Below are 18155 nucleotides of genomic sequence, written 5' to 3'. Positions count from 1 at the left end.
GGCAAAAAGCTCACCAGGAAGCAAGGCTGGGTATCAACAAATATATTGTCCGCTATCCTATGCCGGAAATTTGTCGAAGTGCAGCCAACTCCTCCGGGTAAATTAAATCCATTCCCGCGCCGGCTTGCTGGATGATGCGGCCATTCCGGTTCTCCAAGTCGAAGAAATCTAGGAAGCGTTCGTCATCCAGTCTGGCACACAAGCTCCTCAGCAACGAGCGATCAACGATTCCTTCCTGACGCTGATCATCTGAAAACAGGGCGGTTGAAGAAATTGCGGGAAGGTTCTGTATGGCCTGTTTCAGAATCGCAAGTTCTTCTGCAGCCATTCGCCACTCTTCAAGCCTCAGTCTCAGGAACGATCGTGAATTCTCGTCTCGAATAGAATTGAGCGCTCGCTCCACCAGCGCCGCACGATCTGAGCGTGTCTTGACCCGTCCGACCGCCAGTTCTGCTTCGCGCAGTTTGACGTAGCGCTGAAATTCAGGGTTCTTTCGAATGGTGACCGCTGTGGGGCCTGTCCACGCAGATCCAACGCCCTCCGATCTCTGGCGCAAGCGTACATAGCCTTCGATCATGCCTGAATTCAGTTTTCGAAGTGGTGGCATCCAGGACGGCTGGTCAGTGCCCATGGTCTGGCCCAGTCGGTATGCTTCACCGGAAATCAGAGCCGTACAGGCTGCTTCCAACCGTTCCAGGGTGCCGATCTGGCGCTCACCGCCCCCGCGACTTGCATCGTCATGGAGCTTCTTAAAGAGCCGTTCGGCATCCAGTTGAGTTTTGGAGGCCTCAGCCATGTGCCAGCCTGGAGAGGGACTCATGCACCACCTGATCCCCCTCGAGCGTCATCAGCCCTCGGACAAGCTTCTCGAGCTCTTCTGGTGCCCACTGCTGCTCCACGATCGCGTTTCCCACCCGAATGTAGGAATCGCTTTCGCTTTCCGACAGTGTTGAAGCGACGGGATAACCCTGCGAATTGGCAAATTCGCGTATCCAGCTCTTCCAACGGAGTTCAACGTCTGACGGCAAATCCATGATCGAACTCGGCATGATCACCGTGTCAACCATCATGGCGTGCATCAGCTCGAATTCATGAACAACCTCCAGACAGGAAATTGCAGTATCTCGATCAAAATCTGCATTCATCGGCAGGACCAAGTTCGAGGCAGACGAGTGCTGCTCTTCCGCACGCTTTATTAAGCCCTCGCAAATGCGAATGACCTTTAGTTCAGACTCCCATTCCTCCTTTAGATTGTGTTGCAACAGCAAGTCTCTATCTCTGATGCGCCGTAGTTCGACTGAACGCTCACCGGTTAAGCGCTCCTTCTCCTCGATCTTCTTTCCAAGATCGGCCATTTTGTTCAAGGTTGAGTGGTATTCGTACATCAGCATGTTGGCTCGCGCACGAAGCCCTTCAATGAAGTGCGGGCCAGTTATCCGGTACCGACACTTTGAGCATGCATTTGGTCTCCAGACCGGGGCGTACTTACTTCCGGCGATGCGGTTACCGCCGTCCATGCAGTTCATAACCGGACATAACCCGTGCATGAAAAGTATGTGATGACCGGAGCGGTAATCTGATGACATGACCAATTCGACGCCGGTACGCTGAATCTCGTCATCGGGAAAGACGGCGCTTTCGGCCAATTTCTCGAGTTCGCGACCCTTCCCGATAGCGATTTCTTCGTTTTCGAGCCGTTCGTACCCTGCGATTAGTGTCTCACGCACCCTCCTTAGTCGGAGGACACGGTAATATCGGGACATTTGGGGCGAGGCATGCCCGGCTAGGGCAACGATTACGTCTTCATCAGCACCGGCCTCATAGAGCAGCGTGATGAGCGAGGCCCGCATCGAGTGAAGGTCAAAAAAGGCCTTGTCGTCGGCGAACAAGGGATAATCATAACCCAGCTTCTCGTTGACGATCAGCTGGCAGTGCTTCAAGAGCGCCTTGAAATAGGTTAACAGGCGGCTCTCGGATATTGGCATCTGCAAAGGATCATCGGGCCAGCGGAACAGCGGTGCGACCAGTTCGAAGAGAGTTTCATCTACATAGTCGTCGGTCGTGTCAGATTGGCGCGCAAGCACGAGACGCTTCAGAGGGTTGTACTTCATTTGCAGATCGCGCAGTTGCACAAGGGACGCAGCGAGCCGCTCTGGTATGAACGGGACTGGGATGACACCTCCCGTTTTGTTAGTGTTGATGAAAATACCGAGCACCTTGTCGTCATCGTGCCCCATATCATAAATTCTTAAGCATCCCTCGCTTCGGTCTTTGGTTGCCGTTTCAAGGGGATTGGCTAGACGATCAAGGTTTTTGATGTCTATCAGGTACTCATCTCCCTCCCCACTATCGAGGAATCGGGTGTTTTTGTTCCGAGTGCCGAAATGCAAGATGACATCGAGCGCGATCGGAACGGCGGGCCAGAATAGTCTCTTCATGCGCCCGGTAGTGGGATCCTTCAATTTGATCCAGTGGCTATTCCGATCCAAATTTCGCGCAAAAGCGTAGTTGTCCTTTCGGTTCTCTTCGATGAGAATTCTCCAAGCCTCTAAGCTCAGAGCAGGTCGGTGGGTGTGATTTGACTTGGGCTTCGGTGGCACGATCTGGTCGATTGTCGGATCGAAAGGATTAGTAAGATCTGCTGCAAAGCCGTCGCGGCGGGCGGCGATGGACCACAAGTCGCGCATTTCCTTGATGGCTTCGCGACAGATGTTGCGTGCATGCTCTGAGAAATGCTTGGCTAGGAAATGTACGAAAGTACCGCCCTCACCTTCGAGAAAATCGTTGACGTGTGACCTGCGGTTTATATCTCTGAATGTCTTCGGCGCAGCATCGAGCGGCAAAGACTGAATGTATATTAGCCACGGATTCGAGTTGTTAACTGTCGATCGCAGCGCTTTCTTTCGTACCAAGGGCAGTAACTCTCGAAGTTGTTCGGCCCAATCCCTGACGTGATCCTCCACTTCAGTAACCGGTCGTCCAAGGCACCGTTCGGCCAACTGCGTATTGCGCGGTTTAGGGTTGAAGACCCAATCGTATGCTTTCGCACCCGATTTTGCCAAACGCTTCTGCATCGTGAAGAACGGAGCAAACTTATCATGTGCGATGTCCAAGCAGAAATGGTCCATGGCGAGACGGTAAAGAGCATTAACCGATGACGAGTGTATTTGTGAGCCCGAGTGCTGCGTCCATTCCTTCAAGCGCATTAGGGGCTCGGGATCGAAATCGTCATGCTGCCAGACGTTGCTCGAGATCTGCGAGATGGCTAAGCAATTTAACACCATCGTCGCACTTGTGTGGCGGGATAACTCCTGAAGACCGATGACCTGGTCAACCAAAGCCCGATGACGCGAAGGCATAAGGGAGCGCAATACTACCGGCATCAGGCGCGGTGGTAGAAGGTTTCGGATAGGACCCAAAAACTTTGCAGGCAACGCCCAGATGCCCTGCGATGCCAAGTACATCGCAAACCATGAAGGTCCGTACTCTCGTCCGGTGCCGCGACCGGATTTTCCGTCTTTTCCGGTCGCTTGCTGCTCGAAAAGGCAATCGGCAAGCTCCCGCTCAAGCTGAGCAAGATAACCTCCGACGTCAGTGACACTCCTGACATCGCTCTTTAATTTCGCCCAACCGAACGTTCCAGTCTGTGCGAAGCGCAGGTAATCGTCGATCGATTTGCTGTCTGTGACAAGCTTCTCGACAATCTGTACCTGTTCCATTAGGGGCATTTCGTATATCTGGGCCGCCGACGACAACTTGGCTGGTCCGCGTCGGCCTGCTGCCGAAAATTCAGCACGCCGCCCGGCGAGGATTTTCGAAACGGCAGGTCGATTCACGTTAACAAAGTTGTTAAGCCCACCATCCGCAATCAGACCGTACGCGATTCCTTGCCGCTCACCATCTTGCTCTGACCGCAGTTGCTGACCGCCATATTTGCCTTTGTACTCCTCAAACGGCATCGAAAATAGCGTGAGAATCTCAGAAGTGAGAGTCTTCATGAATCGGTTAAGCAGGCTGTTGAGTTCTTTGGGGCTTGGAACTCGGATCATGACAGCTGTTTCCGACGCGTTGACGTAGGTGCCGGTGCCGCTGTCGGACCGTCGCAAGTTCCGTTCCGACTGATACTCAACCATTTGCAAGCCTCGCCATTGCTGATTTCAGCGTTGCGTTGCACTCGGATGCCCGGCGACCGTAGTCGTCCAGGCTGTCTTCGCGAACGTAACGCATCATGATTTGTTGATCTGATCGGGACATCTTCAGCTTTTTGTCGGCGTACCACTTGTAGAAGTGCCGAAGGCCATGGATTGAAGCGCCGGGCAGCGAGGGCGATATGCCGACCCGCTTGATTGCTCGGGCAAAGGCCTTTTCGCAGGCACCAATCGACAGCGGTTCACCGTCAACCGAATTGACGTACAAATACGGATGTCGCTTGGTAACGCCGAATGAAATTCGCTTGAGCAACATGGTTTGGACTAGAGTCGCGAACTCCATTGCACGCGAATCTTTGACCCAATACACCCAAGAAAGTACAAGGGGAGAGAAATACAAAAATCCCTTGTGCCCGGCGCGTTTCTTTTTCTTTTGATGCAGGCGTGGCGACAATTTGTATGCTCTATAGAGATAATCTATTCTTTTTTCTGAGAAATGCGAAGCGTCGCCGTTGTAGCCGCACAAAGTCGGATGTGCCAAAATAACAAATGGCAGTCCGCCCATTTCGACATCGCCAAATGTCGAGCTCATATGACCGGGAAGTACGTCTTGGACGAAGAGTGTCAGTCCCTCGCTCAGGCGAACCCCGCCGAATGCAAGCAGTATCCATAGCGCACGGAACGTCAGGTTTTTCTCATTTTCGATGATCGCGTCGATCTGCCCGGCATTTAGGGAAGTCGTGCCGCGGAGCCGACCTCCTTGTTTGCGCTTAGCAGTCAGATGCGTGCCGAAATGCCTGCCGGCTCCTGAGTTTAGGACGTTCTTGTCATTGAGACGATCGACGATATCCAAATGTGCCAACAGCCGATCGGGACGATAGCCATACGGGCTTGGTGGACCCGCGAGCGAAGCGTCAACGATGCCATCGAAAAGCAGCCGGTCATTCGGATGATGGACCTTTTGATACCGCGCAAATTTCTCAATTGCGTGCAGTTCCATTTTGGCGACTTCCGGGCTGGCGCGTTCCCAGGGGCAGATGTCGGCAAGGTCTTCTTCGCTTTGCGGCAACGTACGAAAAGCAGCGAATCTTGACAGGACGCGCATTGCCGACGCCCGATCCGCTATAGCTCCCGGCGCAGCGTTGACTTGAAATTCATGAAGCCTTCCCAAGCTTCGGGCGTCTCTGGTCAAGGTCGTTAGTGAAAAGCCTCGATGCGCGCCGTTAACGAGATACTTGTTCAGGACCTGCGGAAAGTACGGCTGGCCGTCGATCGTCAAGAAGATCAACGGGACATTCGCGATCAGCTGTCTCTTCTGGCTCTTTGCGCCGTCAATGACCAAAGGCACGCATACGATCGAGAATGCTCTCTCCCAAGTCCTTACCATGTCGACCTCTATCGAAGTGATAGACGTCTTTAACGCTTATTATTTCAGATAGCAATAGAAAAGAAAATCAATACTAAGTTTCCGGAGAAGAATACTATTAGAAAATCAATATAACAACCTCACAACATGAGATGCGCGCAGGCTAATTGTCTATGAGAAAATTAGCTGCGAGTACGAATGAAGGCCTATTCCGCTAGAGCCGGCCTCGTCATATCTAGCTACTTGAATGGCGTCGCCTCCTCGCCGCACGAAGCCAGGCGATTTGGCCCTCGAGCAAGAATTCAGCTGTAACCGCCCTCGTGCTCAGCTCACCTCGCCGACAAAAGCTGGGCGGAGGTTCCGTCCGCCTCTAATGCGGTCGTCGAAAGCGCTGAAACCTGAGAAGCAAGCTTGGGGTGCAAAAGTGCTGCGGTGACACTCCCGAAGAGGGCGGCGTCATGTCCCCGTTCTGGGCGCTAACCTCTGTCATCGTCTATACCGTCATGCACGGAACTCATCTGATGCGGCGAGCTTGGTTCCCGCCGGGCCATTTTCGGTCATCCTCGGAAAGCAGGCATCAAGCGCCTCAGCTTTTCTCACCTCTCCAGAATGGTTCTCTCGGCGCTGGATCGTTCTCGATCAATCCACGGCTGAGAAAGCCCCACCGCAAGCGGTGGGGTCCGTTCGCCAGCTGGACCCGGGGGCGGGCCGGCGCTTGCTATTTGATTAGCTCCCCGTCCCGCCCCCTGTTCATTTGAGGCTACACTTTTCGAGCAGGGGGGATCAGGTTACGACACGAAGGCGATCCGCACCATCATCCGCCTGCGCAAGAAGGACCCGAACGAGCGCCAGGAAGAAGAGGCGCTGGTCGAACTCTACATGAACGCCCTCGGCATGTAGGTCTAGTGTGAGCGGGTGTTGCATTGGATAACGCCTGCGTTGCCGATCAGGGGGCGGGCTGGGGAGGCCTTCAACTGCAAGCCGCAGCCCGCCCCCGAATCCATCCTGGCTGTTGGACCCCGACTGAAAGGAGGGGCTTTCTCGGCGACTCGTCGTCTGCAGCTGGTTTGCGGCCAGTCATGACGGCGCAAAAAAAAGGCCGCTGATTTAGTGCTGGCCTTAGAGCCTTGAGATGTGTCTCCTTTCAGGGAAGGGGCCGAATCCGCTTGTCGATAATCACTGATTGGATTGCGGGCAGCTGCCGATTCGCGATGGTTCGGCGTTTCCATGCCCGCATTTCACTCGAGCGTCAGCAAGCTCGCGAGATTGATCTCGCGCTTCATCGATGGCTCAGGGTATGATTTGACCCTATATGACATTTAAGCAGAACCATCCCAGTCGGTCCGTTTACCAAGCCACTCTAGCTTTGGATCGTCTTGATCGCGTCTCAACCTAACCCCGCGGCTCTCCAGAGTTGCAATCACGCGATCATAAGAATTCTTCCTAATATCGTTCGGTTCCTGTTCAATTCGTTGAACGGTGACACGAGAAACGCGCGCTAGCTTGGCCAAATCGGTTTGGCTCAAATCGGCGAGGACGCGCGCGGCGCGAATACTGTCGGAGCTAAAACGTGGACCCATTGGTCCGAGGTGTCCAGTACCGGGCACGGTGTCAACAATTTGTCGACCCACACCTTGAACTGAGGCAAATAGGCTCTATAAAAGAGGCATTATGCTTCTTTTCAAGTTTTTCAGCCGTGTCCCCGCCCTCCGAAAATCGTTGCCTGGAGCCGACGAAATGTTGAACTCAAAGATCGGGACGAGCCGATTTCAGGGGTACGAGCGCTTTCGTGGTTCGACAAAGTGGACGCTCGACGAACTGGTAAGGCAGCTTGACCTTTCGATCAGTGAAATCGCCGCCGAAAATATAGCCGGGGCGGATGTGCATCTCGAAAAATTTCGATTAGCCAGGGATTCCCTCCATCGCTTGTTAATTGTTGAAGGGAGGTTCGAATGCATTGTCGAGCAGCAGCCCGCATCAATGCCGATCTTGACCGAGTGGGAGATATTCTGTGACGAACTCTCCTCCCCGCGGCTGGAGGGCCTCGTCTACGGGCATCCGCAGCTGACGGGATACGCGCGTCCCATTTGCACGTCGCTGTTGCTTCATATCGATGAGGGACAAGGATACGCGCGCACGTTGTCCCGCTACTACCGCCTTGGACGAAGACGCGGAACTCGTTGCGATGGGCGCTCCGCGTGAAGTTGCTAGATCCTAATTCTGCGCGATTTCAAGCGCGCGATCGGAAAGCTACTCAAGGAACTTATTTGCCGTCCGAGCGCGAGCTGGCATATGGAATGAACTTCTTCGAGGCATTGCTCGCGAGCGACATCCGTGAATCTGCAACCAGATACTCTTCGGCGTGGGCCAAAGTCGGCGGTAAATACCAGCCGTTGGCAGAATTGGCAGGTGCCTTGGCTATTTCTCCTCGGCAAGAATTAGTCGATCACCTCCGCCATGCCTTGATCGAGATGCCGCCTACAGAGTCGCGGCACGTCGCCAATCCGATGTTGAGGTGTCAGATCTACCTTGCTTATTTTGGAGACCCAGACTCCGCGTGGGCTGTCTCAAGACGTTTGACACAAGACGCGTTGGAGATAACGCCTTCCGCAGAATGCCCAAGCATGTTCAAACGGGCGCTGGCGTGGAGTCATCTTGCGGTGTCGCTCGACAGCGAGTTCCTTAAGTTTTCAATGTCGCCCAACATGATGAAAGAGATCATCCGCAATGGCGATGAATTGCTCGATGGGGTCTTTAAAGTGGCGCTACCCTCGACGGCCCGCCTGGCCGACCCGCAGCATGCAAAGGAAAAGCCCGCAAACCATTCTGACGAAGGTGGGGTCGTCGTAATCCCGGCAATTGGCAACAAGCTGACATCGGAAGGACGGGACATTTCGGCAAGCTTCAGCGCGTTTGTAGGAACTCGCCTGCCTTATCCGGCGATGGTGAATTCGACCCATGTCCGTCAAAACCTCGTGATGGAGTTTCCCTATGCGTCTGAAGCAATCGAAGGTATTCTCGCACAACTGTCGGGTCTAAACAGGCCTCGCGTACGACCAACGGTTCTGGTTGGCGAACCGGGCAGCGGGAAGACCAGATTTGCACGACGCCTTTTTGAAGAATTGGGGATGGCCTACACTCTCGTTTCCTGTGGAGGGACGAGCGACAGCGCCATTGGCGGAACGCCCCGACGATGGAAGACTGGCGCGCCATGTATCGCGATAAGCGCTGCATGTCGCGCGAACAGCTGTGGCCCGGGCGTCATTCTTGATGAATTCGAAAAGGTCGCGACGGGTGGTCATGGTGGAAGTATACATGCCGTCCTCATTGGTCTTTTTGAGGATGAAACGGCGCGGCGGTGGTATGACCCATACCTTCAGATGGAATGCGATCTCTCTTTGGTTTCGTGGATACTGACAGCGAACGACCTAGAAGGTGTTCCAAAACCGCTGCTTGACCGATGTCGCGTCGTCCGCTTTCCGCGACCTAACCGGAGTCACTTGGCTGCGCTCAGCGGCAGCATCTTGAGCCGAATCTATAGCGAACGTGGCTTCGATCACCGATGGGCGATTCCTCTCGATGAGATCGAACGCCAAGCCATTTTAAGTGTCTGGGACGGTGGATCATTGCGCCAATTGAACAGGCTGATGGAGTGCGTGATTGAAGCGAGAGAGCAGATGCTTTCCCGACAATAGGTGCGCTATCGCCGCGATTAATCCGGCTGCTTTGCGCCCCCATCCCGGTCATTCATCCCCTCAGGGGGGCGGGATGGCAGCGAGCACGACAGTTGGTGAGACCGGTGCCGTCGCTGCCGCCTCCAGAGCTCGGCACTGCCAGGGGCTCTGGAGGGCGTGGCTGAAGTTTCTCAGCGCCAGCTTGAATTCCCGGCAAACACTGGGTCGCCTTAAATCCGGCGCAGAGCGAATCTCAACCGGCCGGGCCCGTGGCGACGACTGGAGACGAGGACAGCGCTGGGAACGCCGCCATGGATCAAGCGGAACTTAGTAAGGCATTTTCGCGGGACTATCGGCCGCTTACAGCGACGCATATCCCAGAATCGCGTCGTTCGCAGACACGCCGAAAACCACGGAAATGGATCCCTCGCAAATGATGACCTCGGTGCGAGCTAACTTCGGCAAAGGGGTGGTTTCCTGCCAGTCGGCTTTCACGTCGCAATGCCCAAGAAGCTGACATTATCGGTATCGGCAAGCGCGGCAAAACGATTTGCATAAGCTTCGCCCGCTGTTCTCAACCTTCCGCCTCTGAAACTTGTTGCGTATGCCGCTCGTACCTGCGCGGTCAAACGAGAAGAGAGTGAGTTCCATGAACCTTATCAAGATTGCACTCGTCACCGCGATTGCGGCCGTTCCGGCCGTCGCTCACGCCGACCATCTGAATATCGATGTCGAGGGCGCGACGATCGAAGGCAATTCGGTGGTCTTTCCGGCCGTCAAGATCGACCAGGACGGCTACGTTGTGATCCATGCAGTAGAGAGCGGCGAACCTGTCATCCCGGCGTCGATCGGACATACTGCCGTATCCGCTGGAGATAGCGAAAACGTTTCCGTCGAGATCGAAGGCGGAGCTATGGAAGGCACCGACTACGTTGCGATGATCCACTACGAGACCAACGACAACGACACGTACGACTTCGCCGAGGGCATGACCGATGTCGACACGCCCGGAATGCGTCCCGACAACACGCCTTATGCATTGCCCTTCAAGGTCGGCATGTAATTCATTCGGGGCGGGCACCCTGCGGTGTCCGCTTCGCTCCCTATCATCGCGACGATCGTCGATCGTGGTTGCGCTGCATTCGATAAATATAAGCAACTGCGCGCACGATGACTTTGACCGTGCTGAACGACATGAAAGGTTCCCCTACGACTGGTCATTGGGAGTCAGGTGGCGAACGTGTCCACGCTGCCATCGGAATGGCAGCTGCGTCGATACGTTGCGCGGAACAGACCGAGTACCGTAGCGACATCCCTTAGGTCGCTGCATGGAATTGAGGACGACATCCGTTCCAACTTCGGTCCGATGCCGAGATCGGACTCGACTATCCCGGGCGCTTCGTTCACGCCGTCACCAACCGTCACGACCCGCCTACCTTCGCGCCTGAGCGAGACAATTCTGGCCGCTGTCTGTTCCGGCAGGCGGTCCATGAGCGCAATCAGTTCGCAAGGGTCGCCGCAGAGACAATGACCCCCAACAGGATTGGCTGATGGAGCAGATAGATCGCCAAGCTGTTTCTTCCCATCCATATGAGAAATGCCCAATTTGCAACCGATCGAATGCGGCCTTCCGCCAATGTGTGTTTGCGCAAAAGGCGCGCTGCAACGATACCCAGCAGCGTAAAGGCCACCGACGGTAGAACCGGTACAAAGTCATTGCTGGCAGGCGGGTTCGCCGCAAGACCGGTCCATGCTAGCCACCTCGTGTCGAAAGATGCCATGTCGAACACGAAGGGCGCTGCGAACATGAGCACGATCGAAGCCGCACATATCCGGAGCCGGATCGTGACGAACGGGCGTCCGATGAAACTGGCGGCTGCGATGGCGTGCAGGATGCCGAAGTAGATGAAGGTCTGCGGAAACACGACGTATGTGACAGCCGTAATGGCTGCGGCAGCCGCCATGATGACGAAGACTCGCTTCGAGAATGCGCCAGGCCGTGAACCTGCTCGGTGGGCCAGTACCAGACTGACGCCGACGAGGAACATGAAGGACATCGCCAGGAACCTGCCGAACAGTAGCCACCATTCGTTCCGGACGATGCCCGAAATCAATCCCACATATTCCAGGTCCCACACGACATGAAACAGCACGACGCCCAGGATCGCGAGACCCCTGGCGGAATCGACCAGGTCGATTCTTCCGCGCCTATCCACCACGACGCTCGCGGGTGCGCCATTCCAGCAGCGATGCGGCAGTGACGGCGAGCGCGCCGATGACGATGCCGACGTCTGCGAGATTAAACGCTGGCCAGTGCCACCCTGCCACGTGCAGATCGAGATAGTCGACGACCGCACCGCGGGACACGCGGTCAACGATGTTGCCTATCGCACCCCCTGCGATCGCTCCCAAGCCTGCTGCTTCGAGCCTGCTGGTCGACCGCATCATCCAGACCAGGATTCCTGTCGTCAGGGCGATGGTGATGGCCACGAGCAGTGTGGGAAACGACCGGAAGAAATCGGCGAAGAGGCCGAAGCTGATCCCCTCGTTAAATCCGAGCGTGAGGTTCATGAAGCTCGCGAGCGGAATGTTGCGTGGCGGCTGCATCACCAGTTCGACGATCAGCGTCTTCGAAAAGAAGTCCAGCGTGAACGTTGTTGCCAGGCACAGGAGGCCGATGATTGCGGATGACGGCACGGCTCCGGTTCTCACTGGCGGCTCCATCTTGGAGCACCATAAGACCGGCTCCGGATTGCTGGATTCTCCGCCGCACGACGAATGCTTTCCGTCACTGCCCGCGCATCCGGTCCTGCTCCCATGACCAGGGCGGAAGAGCGGTTCCGCTGCCACGGTTTGCCTACGAAGTAGAGACCCGGGACCGGAGAGACGCCTTCCTCGTGCAGAAGCGCTCCGTTCCCGTCCGTGGCTCCTTCGATCTGCATCCAGCCAGTCTCGTCCCTGTAGCCGACGCACCAAACGATGGCGCTAATGTCGGATGAACGGCAGTCCTCGAATGTCGCCAGATTCCCATCAGCGCCCACCAAGCGCGGCATGATCTCGACACCCGCTGCCGCCAGCGCGTCGAGACTGTTGCCGCGATCGGGAAACGCATCGGCTTTGCGCAACATTCGGCCAACGATGGACTGGGGGCCTGCACGCAGCAGGCCGCTCGCGTCGAGCCACCACCAGATGGGCTGGCCGAGCACGCGCTCCGGCAGCAACCTGCGAGGGTTTCCGACGGCTAGTAGGACCCGGCCCCGCCCGACGCACTCGGTGGCGATGTCGCGGCCGCTCGCGCCGTCGCCGACGACGAGGATGGTGCCGGACGGGAGGTCGAGCGGATTACGGTAGTCCTCGGCCGTCAGTTGCAAAACTTCGGAGCCGAACCCGGACGCGAGGTGAGGCACGACCGGCTTCTGGAAACCTCCCGTCGCGACGATGACTCTTTCGGCGCGTCGGACTGTTCCGTCTTCGAAGGAGGCCGAGAAGAGCTCGTCCTCCTTTACCAAACGCACAAGGCGCTTGCCCGTCCGGACCGGCAACCGAAACTTCTGCACATAGGCTTCGAGGTAATCCGCGAACTCGTCTTTCGTCGGGTAGCCAGCAGGATCGCCCGGCATGGCCAATCCCGGCAAACGGCTGAACCGCCTGGGCGTGAACAAAGTGAGCCCGTCGTAGCGCCTTCGCCAGCCGTCGCCTACGCGATCGTATGCCTCGACGATCGCAAAAGCCGTTCCGGAAGCACGGAGGTAATATCCGGCGGCGAGGCCCGCCTGACCCGCCCCCACGACGAGAACCGTTCCCGTATCCATACCGCCGCCTCAGTGCTGATGACCGTCATCGGGCGGCGGTGGCGCGACGTCGGGCACGAGTTTCTCGATTTCCGCGCTTTCGCGCAGGCCCGCAATCAGTTCTCTCTGCGCGCGAGCCTCGAGCGCTTGCCTGATCCGCAGCGCGAGTTCTTCGAAAGCCGGACCCGGCTGGTCGCGAATGTCCTCCACCTTGACGACGTGGAAGCCGAAAGCCGTCTCGACGGGCTCGACCGTATGCTCGCCCTTCTTGAGACCGGCGACAGCCGAAGCGATCTCCTGCAGCATTTCGTCTTCGGTCAGGTACCCAAGGTCACCGCCTTCCGATTTTGAGATTTCGTCGAGAGACTTATTCCGGGCGACATCCTCGAATGGCTCGCCCGCCGCAATTCCGTCGATGACGGCCCTGGCTTCGGCTGCAGTGCCAACAAGGACGTGACGCAGCCGCGTTTCCTCTTGCGCCGGGATCGAGGCCATCTGCTCGTCGTAAAGGGCGCGGACGGCGTCATCGGGTACAGCGTCGGCCAAGGCTTCGTCGGCATAGATCGACCGCAACGTCTGCTGCTCCATGAACGCCAGGCGGCGCTTGACCTCGGGGCGCTCGAGAACGCCGTCCGCCTTCGCGGCATCCGCTGCGAGGCGCATATCGATAAGGGCGTCCACGAGGATCGAGCGTTTGGCGTCCTCCGGCATTTCGCCGAGCTGTGGCGCGAACGCTTCTTCGGCCAACGCCAGATCGGCTTCCGTGATTTCGTCGCCGTTGACACGAGCGACCGCCCTGTCGTCCTGCGCACTTGCGGGTTGCCCGCAGAACAGCGACACGCCGAAAAGGATCGTGGCGAAGGTCGTCTGCACACCCCGTAGGGTGCTTTTGGAAATGAGTTCAACAGTCACGGTTCTAACCCTTCACGGCGGCGAGCAGGGGGTCGACGATCTGCGAGAACTGCTCGATCGAGAGCGCTCCCTTGTGCATCTCGCCGTTGACGAAAAACGTCGGCGTGGAATCCACCCCGAACGACTTGCCGCGATCCGCCACGGCGGTAATCTTGGCGAGCAGGTCCTCATCGGCCAGACAGGCTTCGAAGGCCGCCGCGTTCATCCCCGTCATGCCCATGACGGTCTTCAACGCTTCGCCACCTTCGGGCGCGCGCGCCCATCGATCCTGGGTGCGGAATAGGAGGTCGATGGTGGGGTACCATTTGTCGTCGCCCGAGCACCGGGCCAGCATGAAGGCGGCCGATGCGCGCGGGTCGAAGGGGAACTCCCGGACGATGAACCGAACCTTGCCGGTATCGACGTACTTCTCCTTGAATTTCGGCCAGGTCTTGAGGTGAAAGGTCCGACAATGTCCGCAGGTCATCGATGCGTATTCAATGACCGTCACCGGAGCGTCGGCAGAGCCAAGCGTCATTTCGGGAAGATCGCCGGACTCTAGAAGATCCTGTGCGGTCGGCTGCGCATTCGCTGCCAAGGGTATCGAACACGAGGCCGCGGCGCTTGCCATCAGCATGATAAATTCACGACGTTTCATCGCTTTTCCTTTCGCTTTCTTTCTGAATGCAACCTCTAGCCCCTTGAGGGGCAAGGCCGAATTGTGAGGGATCACGCGGATCGCGGGCCGCCCCTGACCACAAGCGGAGACGGCACGGAGACGCGGCCGTAGAGATCGATAATATCCTGGTTGATGAGGCGCACGCAGCCACTGGAGACGGCTTTGCCGATCGTCCAGAATTCCGGCGTGCCGTGAAGGCGGTAAAGCGTGTCCTCGCCGTCCTGGAAGATGTAGAGCGCACGCGCGCCGAGCGGGTTGTCCAGCCCCGGTGGCTGGCCGCCGTTCTCGGCGCTGAACTTTGCCAGTTCCGGTTGCCTCTCGATCATCTCGGAGGGAGGAGTCCACGTGGGCCACGCCCGCTTGTACTGGATGACCCCGTTACCCGACCAGGTGAACCCCTGGCGGCCGAGGCCGACGCCGTAGCGTAGCGCCTTTCCGCCGGGCTGGACCAGATAGAGGAAATAAGCTTCCGTATCGACGACGATGGTGCCCGGGCGCTCGCCTGTGGGGTCGTCGACGATCTGGCGGAAGAACCGCTCGTCCAGGCGTGTCAAATCGACGGCGGGAAGCGGGTATTCCTCCTCCGGCATCGCCCGATACATGGCAACGTAGGACGGATCTATGGTCGGCGCGCTTGTTGCGGGTTCCGATGGGGCATCGCCGGCCGTCGTACACCCTGGCAAAGTTAGCGCCGCCGCGGACGTTGCCGCCAGCGACAGGAACGTGCGTCGGGAGTGTCGAGTCTCAAGGATTCTGCTTTTCAATGGATCGCTCGCTTGGGTCACGTCCGCGCGTCGCGGACGGATTGTCTTGAACGGCGACAGCACTCCAGCCCGCGCGGATGCGGGAGGCGAAGTTGGCTGTCCGTCCGGCGAAGTCGATCTATTGTGGAGGGGGAACGAGCAGACGGACCGGCGTCGGCCTGAAGGCGTGCATCGAGGACATCGCCGGAGCAGCAGTCATGTCGCCTACGGACGGGTCGAAAGATTGCGCCGTGGCATGGCAATGGTCGCCGCAAGCCGCGGCGACCTTGCCTCCCTTGAAGTGGGCGGTGTCAGGCGTGCTATTGACCGCGATAGCGGTATCGAAGCCGATTTCCTGCGCATCCACTTGCGGTCTTAGCCTGACTTCCTCGCTGGCACTCGAAGGTGCCGCAAGATGCAGGCAGACGAGACAGGCAATGAGCGCGGCCAATAGTTTCACTGCTTGTCTACTCGCGCGGCGAATGCGGATCGGCGAGCGCCGCCGCCGGTCTGCTGATGGGAACGGAGGAAGTCGACACCCGCTTCGCCAGCGACTTCTCACCATCGCGCGCGAGCAATTTGCGGAACACGGGGTGCATTCCGCCATCGGAATAGGCATGGGCCGAGAGCGCCGTCCCCGTGCTGATCAACGCATCCGCCTTGATCCGGTCGGCCTCGAATTTCGCGGCGATCGCGGGCGGCGGTGTGTCTGCCTCCGGAGGACAAGCAGCGAGCGGGTCGGTTCCGGCAAAGGCTACGTCGAATGCGTAGCGGCCGCCGCAATAAGACACCTTTGGCTGGCGGCGTGTGGTTTCGAACAGGTCGTGGCCACGCTTGAGATCGGTCCAGAAGGCGAAGTTCGGGTCTTGCCTGTGTTTGGCCATGTTGGTCGCCGTCATCCGGAATGGAAATGACTGGACCTGGAAGGATGCCTGGCCGCCTTTCAGCGCGTCTCGCGCGACGGCGTAGATTTCGGCGACGCCCTCGTCTGTAAGGGCGAAGCAACCGGAGGACGAACATGCGCCGTGGACCATCAACGCCTCGCCCGTATAGCCAAGCGCCGATTCCAGGCGGTTGGGATACCCGAGGTTGAAAGACAGGTAGTATTGCGAGGTCGGGTTCAGCATCGCGGAGGAGACGTGGTAAAATCCTTCAGGCGCTTGCCTGTCCCCATCGCGGGTTTTCGGTCCGAGCTTTCCCGACCAGCGGCACATCGGATATGTCTTGAGGAGGGCGTATCGGCCGCTGCGGTCCGTTTTCCAGACCTCGAGTTCGCTTTCCTGCTTGAAGATGCGGACAAGGACCGGGCTCGCCGGCTGCATCGACTTCGCCGACATCTCGGCGAGGAGGCGCGAAGGAACCGGTTGGGTGCCACGGGACTCCACGTCCAGAACGCTCGTCACGCATCCCGCGAGAAACAGGAGCGAACCGAAGGCCGCCAACGTGATCAGTCGCTTCATCGTCTCCGTCCCGTCTGTCGTCGCTTTCGGATCGACAGCACATCTGCGCACCGGTTTGGTTAACATGGCGTATACCGACAGCGCCAGCGGCAATCGACCGCACTTTGCGCGCCTCTGGGAAACCACCATCACCTTCTATCTGATCGAACAGCCGAATGATCCAAGGGAGCCATACATGGAAATCGAGAAGCAATTGAGTGTCGACGATACCAGACAGATAGGCCGGACAAGGTCCAGATCGAACCTGTGGATCGGGGCCGCTCTAATTGCCGTAACCGGCGCGATGTACGCCTTTAGCATTGATCATGCGCAGCGCGAGATGGGTGTTTCGGCCGATATCACGTATGAAGGCTTGAATAGATGAGGCGGTCCAGCACGGTCAAGCTCGGGGGTGAGCAATGCTGACAATCGGTGATCTGGCGCGCGACACCGGGGTCAAGGTGCCCACGATCCGCTACTACGAACAAATGGGCCTCTTGCACGAGGCGGGACGATCGCGCGGAAACCAGCGCCGCTATGAATCGGCAGACAGGAATCGGCTCGCGTTCATCAAACATGCCAGGGATCTCGGCTTCACCATCGAAGCGATCCGGGAACTCCTGGAACTGTCCGCGCATCCGGAGAAGCCGTGCGCCGATGCAGACCAGATCGCCGCACGCCAACTCGAAGCTGTCCGCGCCAAGATTGTCCAGCTTCAGAGTCTCGAACGGGAACTGGGCCGCATCTCCTCGTGCTGTCACGGCGAACAGGTGCGGGATTGCTACGTCATCCAATCGCTATCGAACCACGACCTTTGCCAAACGGACCACTAGCCAAGGCCGGGTTTCAGGTCACGGTCCCGTCGTCCAAGCTGCAATAGTAGCTCGTGCGGTCCGCAGCGCCCGAAACCGACGGGACGTCGCGAAGAATGACCGTCACGACGGGACTTCCGGGACTTGAGGCAATCTCGCCGCGCAGGCGGAGATTCGGATGGTCGTCGGGTACAAGCAGGAACGGCGTTCGGTCGAGAATCGTCGGACCGAAATTCACCGTTCCGGAATCATAGTCGCCCTCGGCGGCGAACGTCGTATCCATTCGACCGTCCGATATCACCAGATAGAATTCGAGCTCGGCCCCGTAGGGATTTCGTCCCCAGAGCGACGCCAAGGCCTTCTCGGTCGATGCGCGTGTTCGCGACACGGCAGCTACGCAGTCCGCTTCCGTAGGCGCTTCCTGCTGGTCTGGATGGTAGAGATATGCGCGCGGGCTTTCGCTACCGGTTGCCGCTACGTCGGGAGCCTGACTGGCCAGAAATGCGGCCGCAACGCAGCGGATCAACGCGAGTGAGTATCCGGACATAGTTTTTTGTCCATCGTGCAATCATCCGCCCCTCTGACGAATTACGCTTGATCCTATAGGTACTA

The 18155-nt window shown here is 57.7% G+C and carries 17 protein-coding genes and 1 pseudogene; 6 read left to right on the top strand and 12 right to left on the bottom strand.

What is annotated here, in order from left to right; genetic code table 11:
* Positions 1-52: 52 nt before the first annotated feature.
* Genes ALII_RS0110980 through ALII_RS0110970 form a run of 3 tightly spaced genes read right to left on the bottom strand, consistent with a single transcriptional unit; the run spans position 53 to position 5535 of the window.
* A complete protein-coding gene (locus ALII_RS0110980; protein ID WP_024587362.1) occupies positions 53-796 on the bottom strand; it encodes a hypothetical protein in 744 nt (247 codons plus the stop codon).
* Positions 789-4133 carry a VPA1269 family protein gene (locus ALII_RS0110975; RefSeq protein ID WP_024587361.1) on the bottom strand — a complete coding sequence of 1115 codons (3345 nt, stop codon included), beginning with the start codon at positions 4131-4133 and terminating at the stop codon, positions 789-791. Before ALII_RS0110975 ends, ALII_RS0110980 begins: the two co-directional genes overlap by 8 nt.
* On the bottom strand, positions 4126-5535 hold the full coding sequence (locus ALII_RS0110970; RefSeq protein WP_024587360.1) for a hypothetical protein: 1410 nt from the start codon (positions 5533-5535) through the stop codon (positions 4126-4128). The genes ALII_RS0110975 and ALII_RS0110970 overlap by 8 nt, the downstream gene beginning before the upstream one ends.
* 759 nt (positions 5536-6294) lie before the next feature.
* On the opposite strand from ALII_RS0110970, the pseudogene ALII_RS21980 reads away from it, so the two are divergent.
* The 4 genes and pseudogenes from ALII_RS21980 to ALII_RS0110940 all read left to right on the top strand — a co-directional run.
* A pseudogene (locus tag ALII_RS21980) lies at positions 6295-6414 on the top strand (GapR family DNA-binding domain-containing protein); the annotation flags it as partial.
* A gap of 771 nt (positions 6415-7185) precedes the next feature.
* Positions 7186-7716 (top strand): DUF6634 family protein, encoded by a 531-nt coding sequence (locus ALII_RS0110955; RefSeq protein ID WP_024587358.1) that lies wholly within the window; start codon positions 7186-7188, stop codon positions 7714-7716.
* 95 nt (positions 7717-7811) lie between these two features.
* On the top strand, positions 7812-9209 hold the full coding sequence (locus tag ALII_RS21645) for an AAA family ATPase (RefSeq protein WP_024587357.1): 1398 nt from the start codon (positions 7812-7814) through the stop codon (positions 9207-9209).
* 628 nt (positions 9210-9837) lie between these two features.
* Complete coding sequence (locus ALII_RS0110940) at positions 9838-10251, top strand: hypothetical protein (RefSeq protein ID WP_024587356.1); 414 nt, start codon at positions 9838-9840, stop codon at positions 10249-10251.
* Between the two features lie 436 nt (positions 10252-10687).
* Here ALII_RS0110940 and ALII_RS0110930 read toward each other — a convergent pair whose 3' ends face one another.
* From ALII_RS0110930 to ALII_RS0110895, 8 genes are all read right to left on the bottom strand, one after another.
* On the bottom strand, positions 10688-11404 hold the full coding sequence (locus ALII_RS0110930) for a heparan-alpha-glucosaminide N-acetyltransferase (protein ID WP_024587354.1): 717 nt from the start codon (positions 11402-11404) through the stop codon (positions 10688-10690).
* A complete protein-coding gene (gene lspA / locus ALII_RS21210) occupies positions 11397-11900 on the bottom strand; it encodes a signal peptidase II (RefSeq protein WP_024587353.1) in 504 nt (167 codons plus the stop codon). Before lspA ends, ALII_RS0110930 begins: the two co-directional genes overlap by 8 nt.
* Positions 11897-13000, bottom strand: coding sequence for an NAD(P)/FAD-dependent oxidoreductase (locus tag ALII_RS0110920; protein ID WP_024587352.1), 1104 nt, complete (start codon positions 12998-13000; stop codon positions 11897-11899). The genes lspA and ALII_RS0110920 overlap by 4 nt, the downstream gene beginning before the upstream one ends.
* A 9-nt stretch (positions 13001-13009) precedes the next feature.
* The gene (locus tag ALII_RS0110915) at positions 13010-13891 is read right to left on the bottom strand and encodes a peptidylprolyl isomerase (protein WP_244437409.1); all 882 of its coding nucleotides are present in this window, start codon (positions 13889-13891) and stop codon (positions 13010-13012) included.
* Between the two features lie 4 nt (positions 13892-13895).
* Positions 13896-14528, bottom strand: coding sequence for a DsbA family protein (locus tag ALII_RS0110910; RefSeq protein ID WP_024587350.1), 633 nt, complete (start codon positions 14526-14528; stop codon positions 13896-13898).
* 71 nt (positions 14529-14599) lie between these two features.
* Positions 14600-15301 carry a L,D-transpeptidase gene (locus ALII_RS0110905; protein ID WP_024587349.1) on the bottom strand — a complete coding sequence of 234 codons (702 nt, stop codon included), beginning with the start codon at positions 15299-15301 and terminating at the stop codon, positions 14600-14602.
* A gap of 130 nt (positions 15302-15431) precedes the next feature.
* A complete protein-coding gene (locus ALII_RS0110900; RefSeq protein WP_024587348.1) occupies positions 15432-15743 on the bottom strand; it encodes a hypothetical protein in 312 nt (103 codons plus the stop codon).
* Between the two features lie 16 nt (positions 15744-15759).
* A complete protein-coding gene (locus tag ALII_RS0110895; RefSeq protein WP_024587347.1) occupies positions 15760-16752 on the bottom strand; it encodes a murein L,D-transpeptidase family protein in 993 nt (330 codons plus the stop codon).
* 64 nt (positions 16753-16816) lie between these two features.
* Between ALII_RS0110895 and ALII_RS0110890 the strand changes: the two genes are divergently transcribed.
* On the top strand, positions 16817-17116 hold the full coding sequence (locus ALII_RS0110890; protein WP_024587346.1) for a hypothetical protein: 300 nt from the start codon (positions 16817-16819) through the stop codon (positions 17114-17116).
* Positions 17117-17150: 34 nt separating this feature from the next.
* A complete protein-coding gene (locus ALII_RS0110885; RefSeq protein WP_024587345.1) occupies positions 17151-17564 on the top strand; it encodes a helix-turn-helix domain-containing protein in 414 nt (137 codons plus the stop codon).
* Positions 17565-17577: 13 nt separating this feature from the next.
* Here the strand turns inward: ALII_RS0110885 and ALII_RS22375 are convergent, their stop codons facing one another.
* Entirely contained in the window at positions 17578-18090 is a 513-nt protein-coding gene (locus tag ALII_RS22375) for a hypothetical protein (RefSeq protein ID WP_024587344.1), read from the bottom strand.
* Positions 18091-18155: the final 65 nt, after the last annotated feature.

It is taken from the genome of Aliihoeflea sp. 2WW, from assembly GCF_000497755.1.
GTDB lineage: Bacteria > Pseudomonadota > Alphaproteobacteria > Rhizobiales > Rhizobiaceae > Aliihoeflea.
This window is presented reverse-complemented; position numbering and strand designations above follow the sequence as displayed.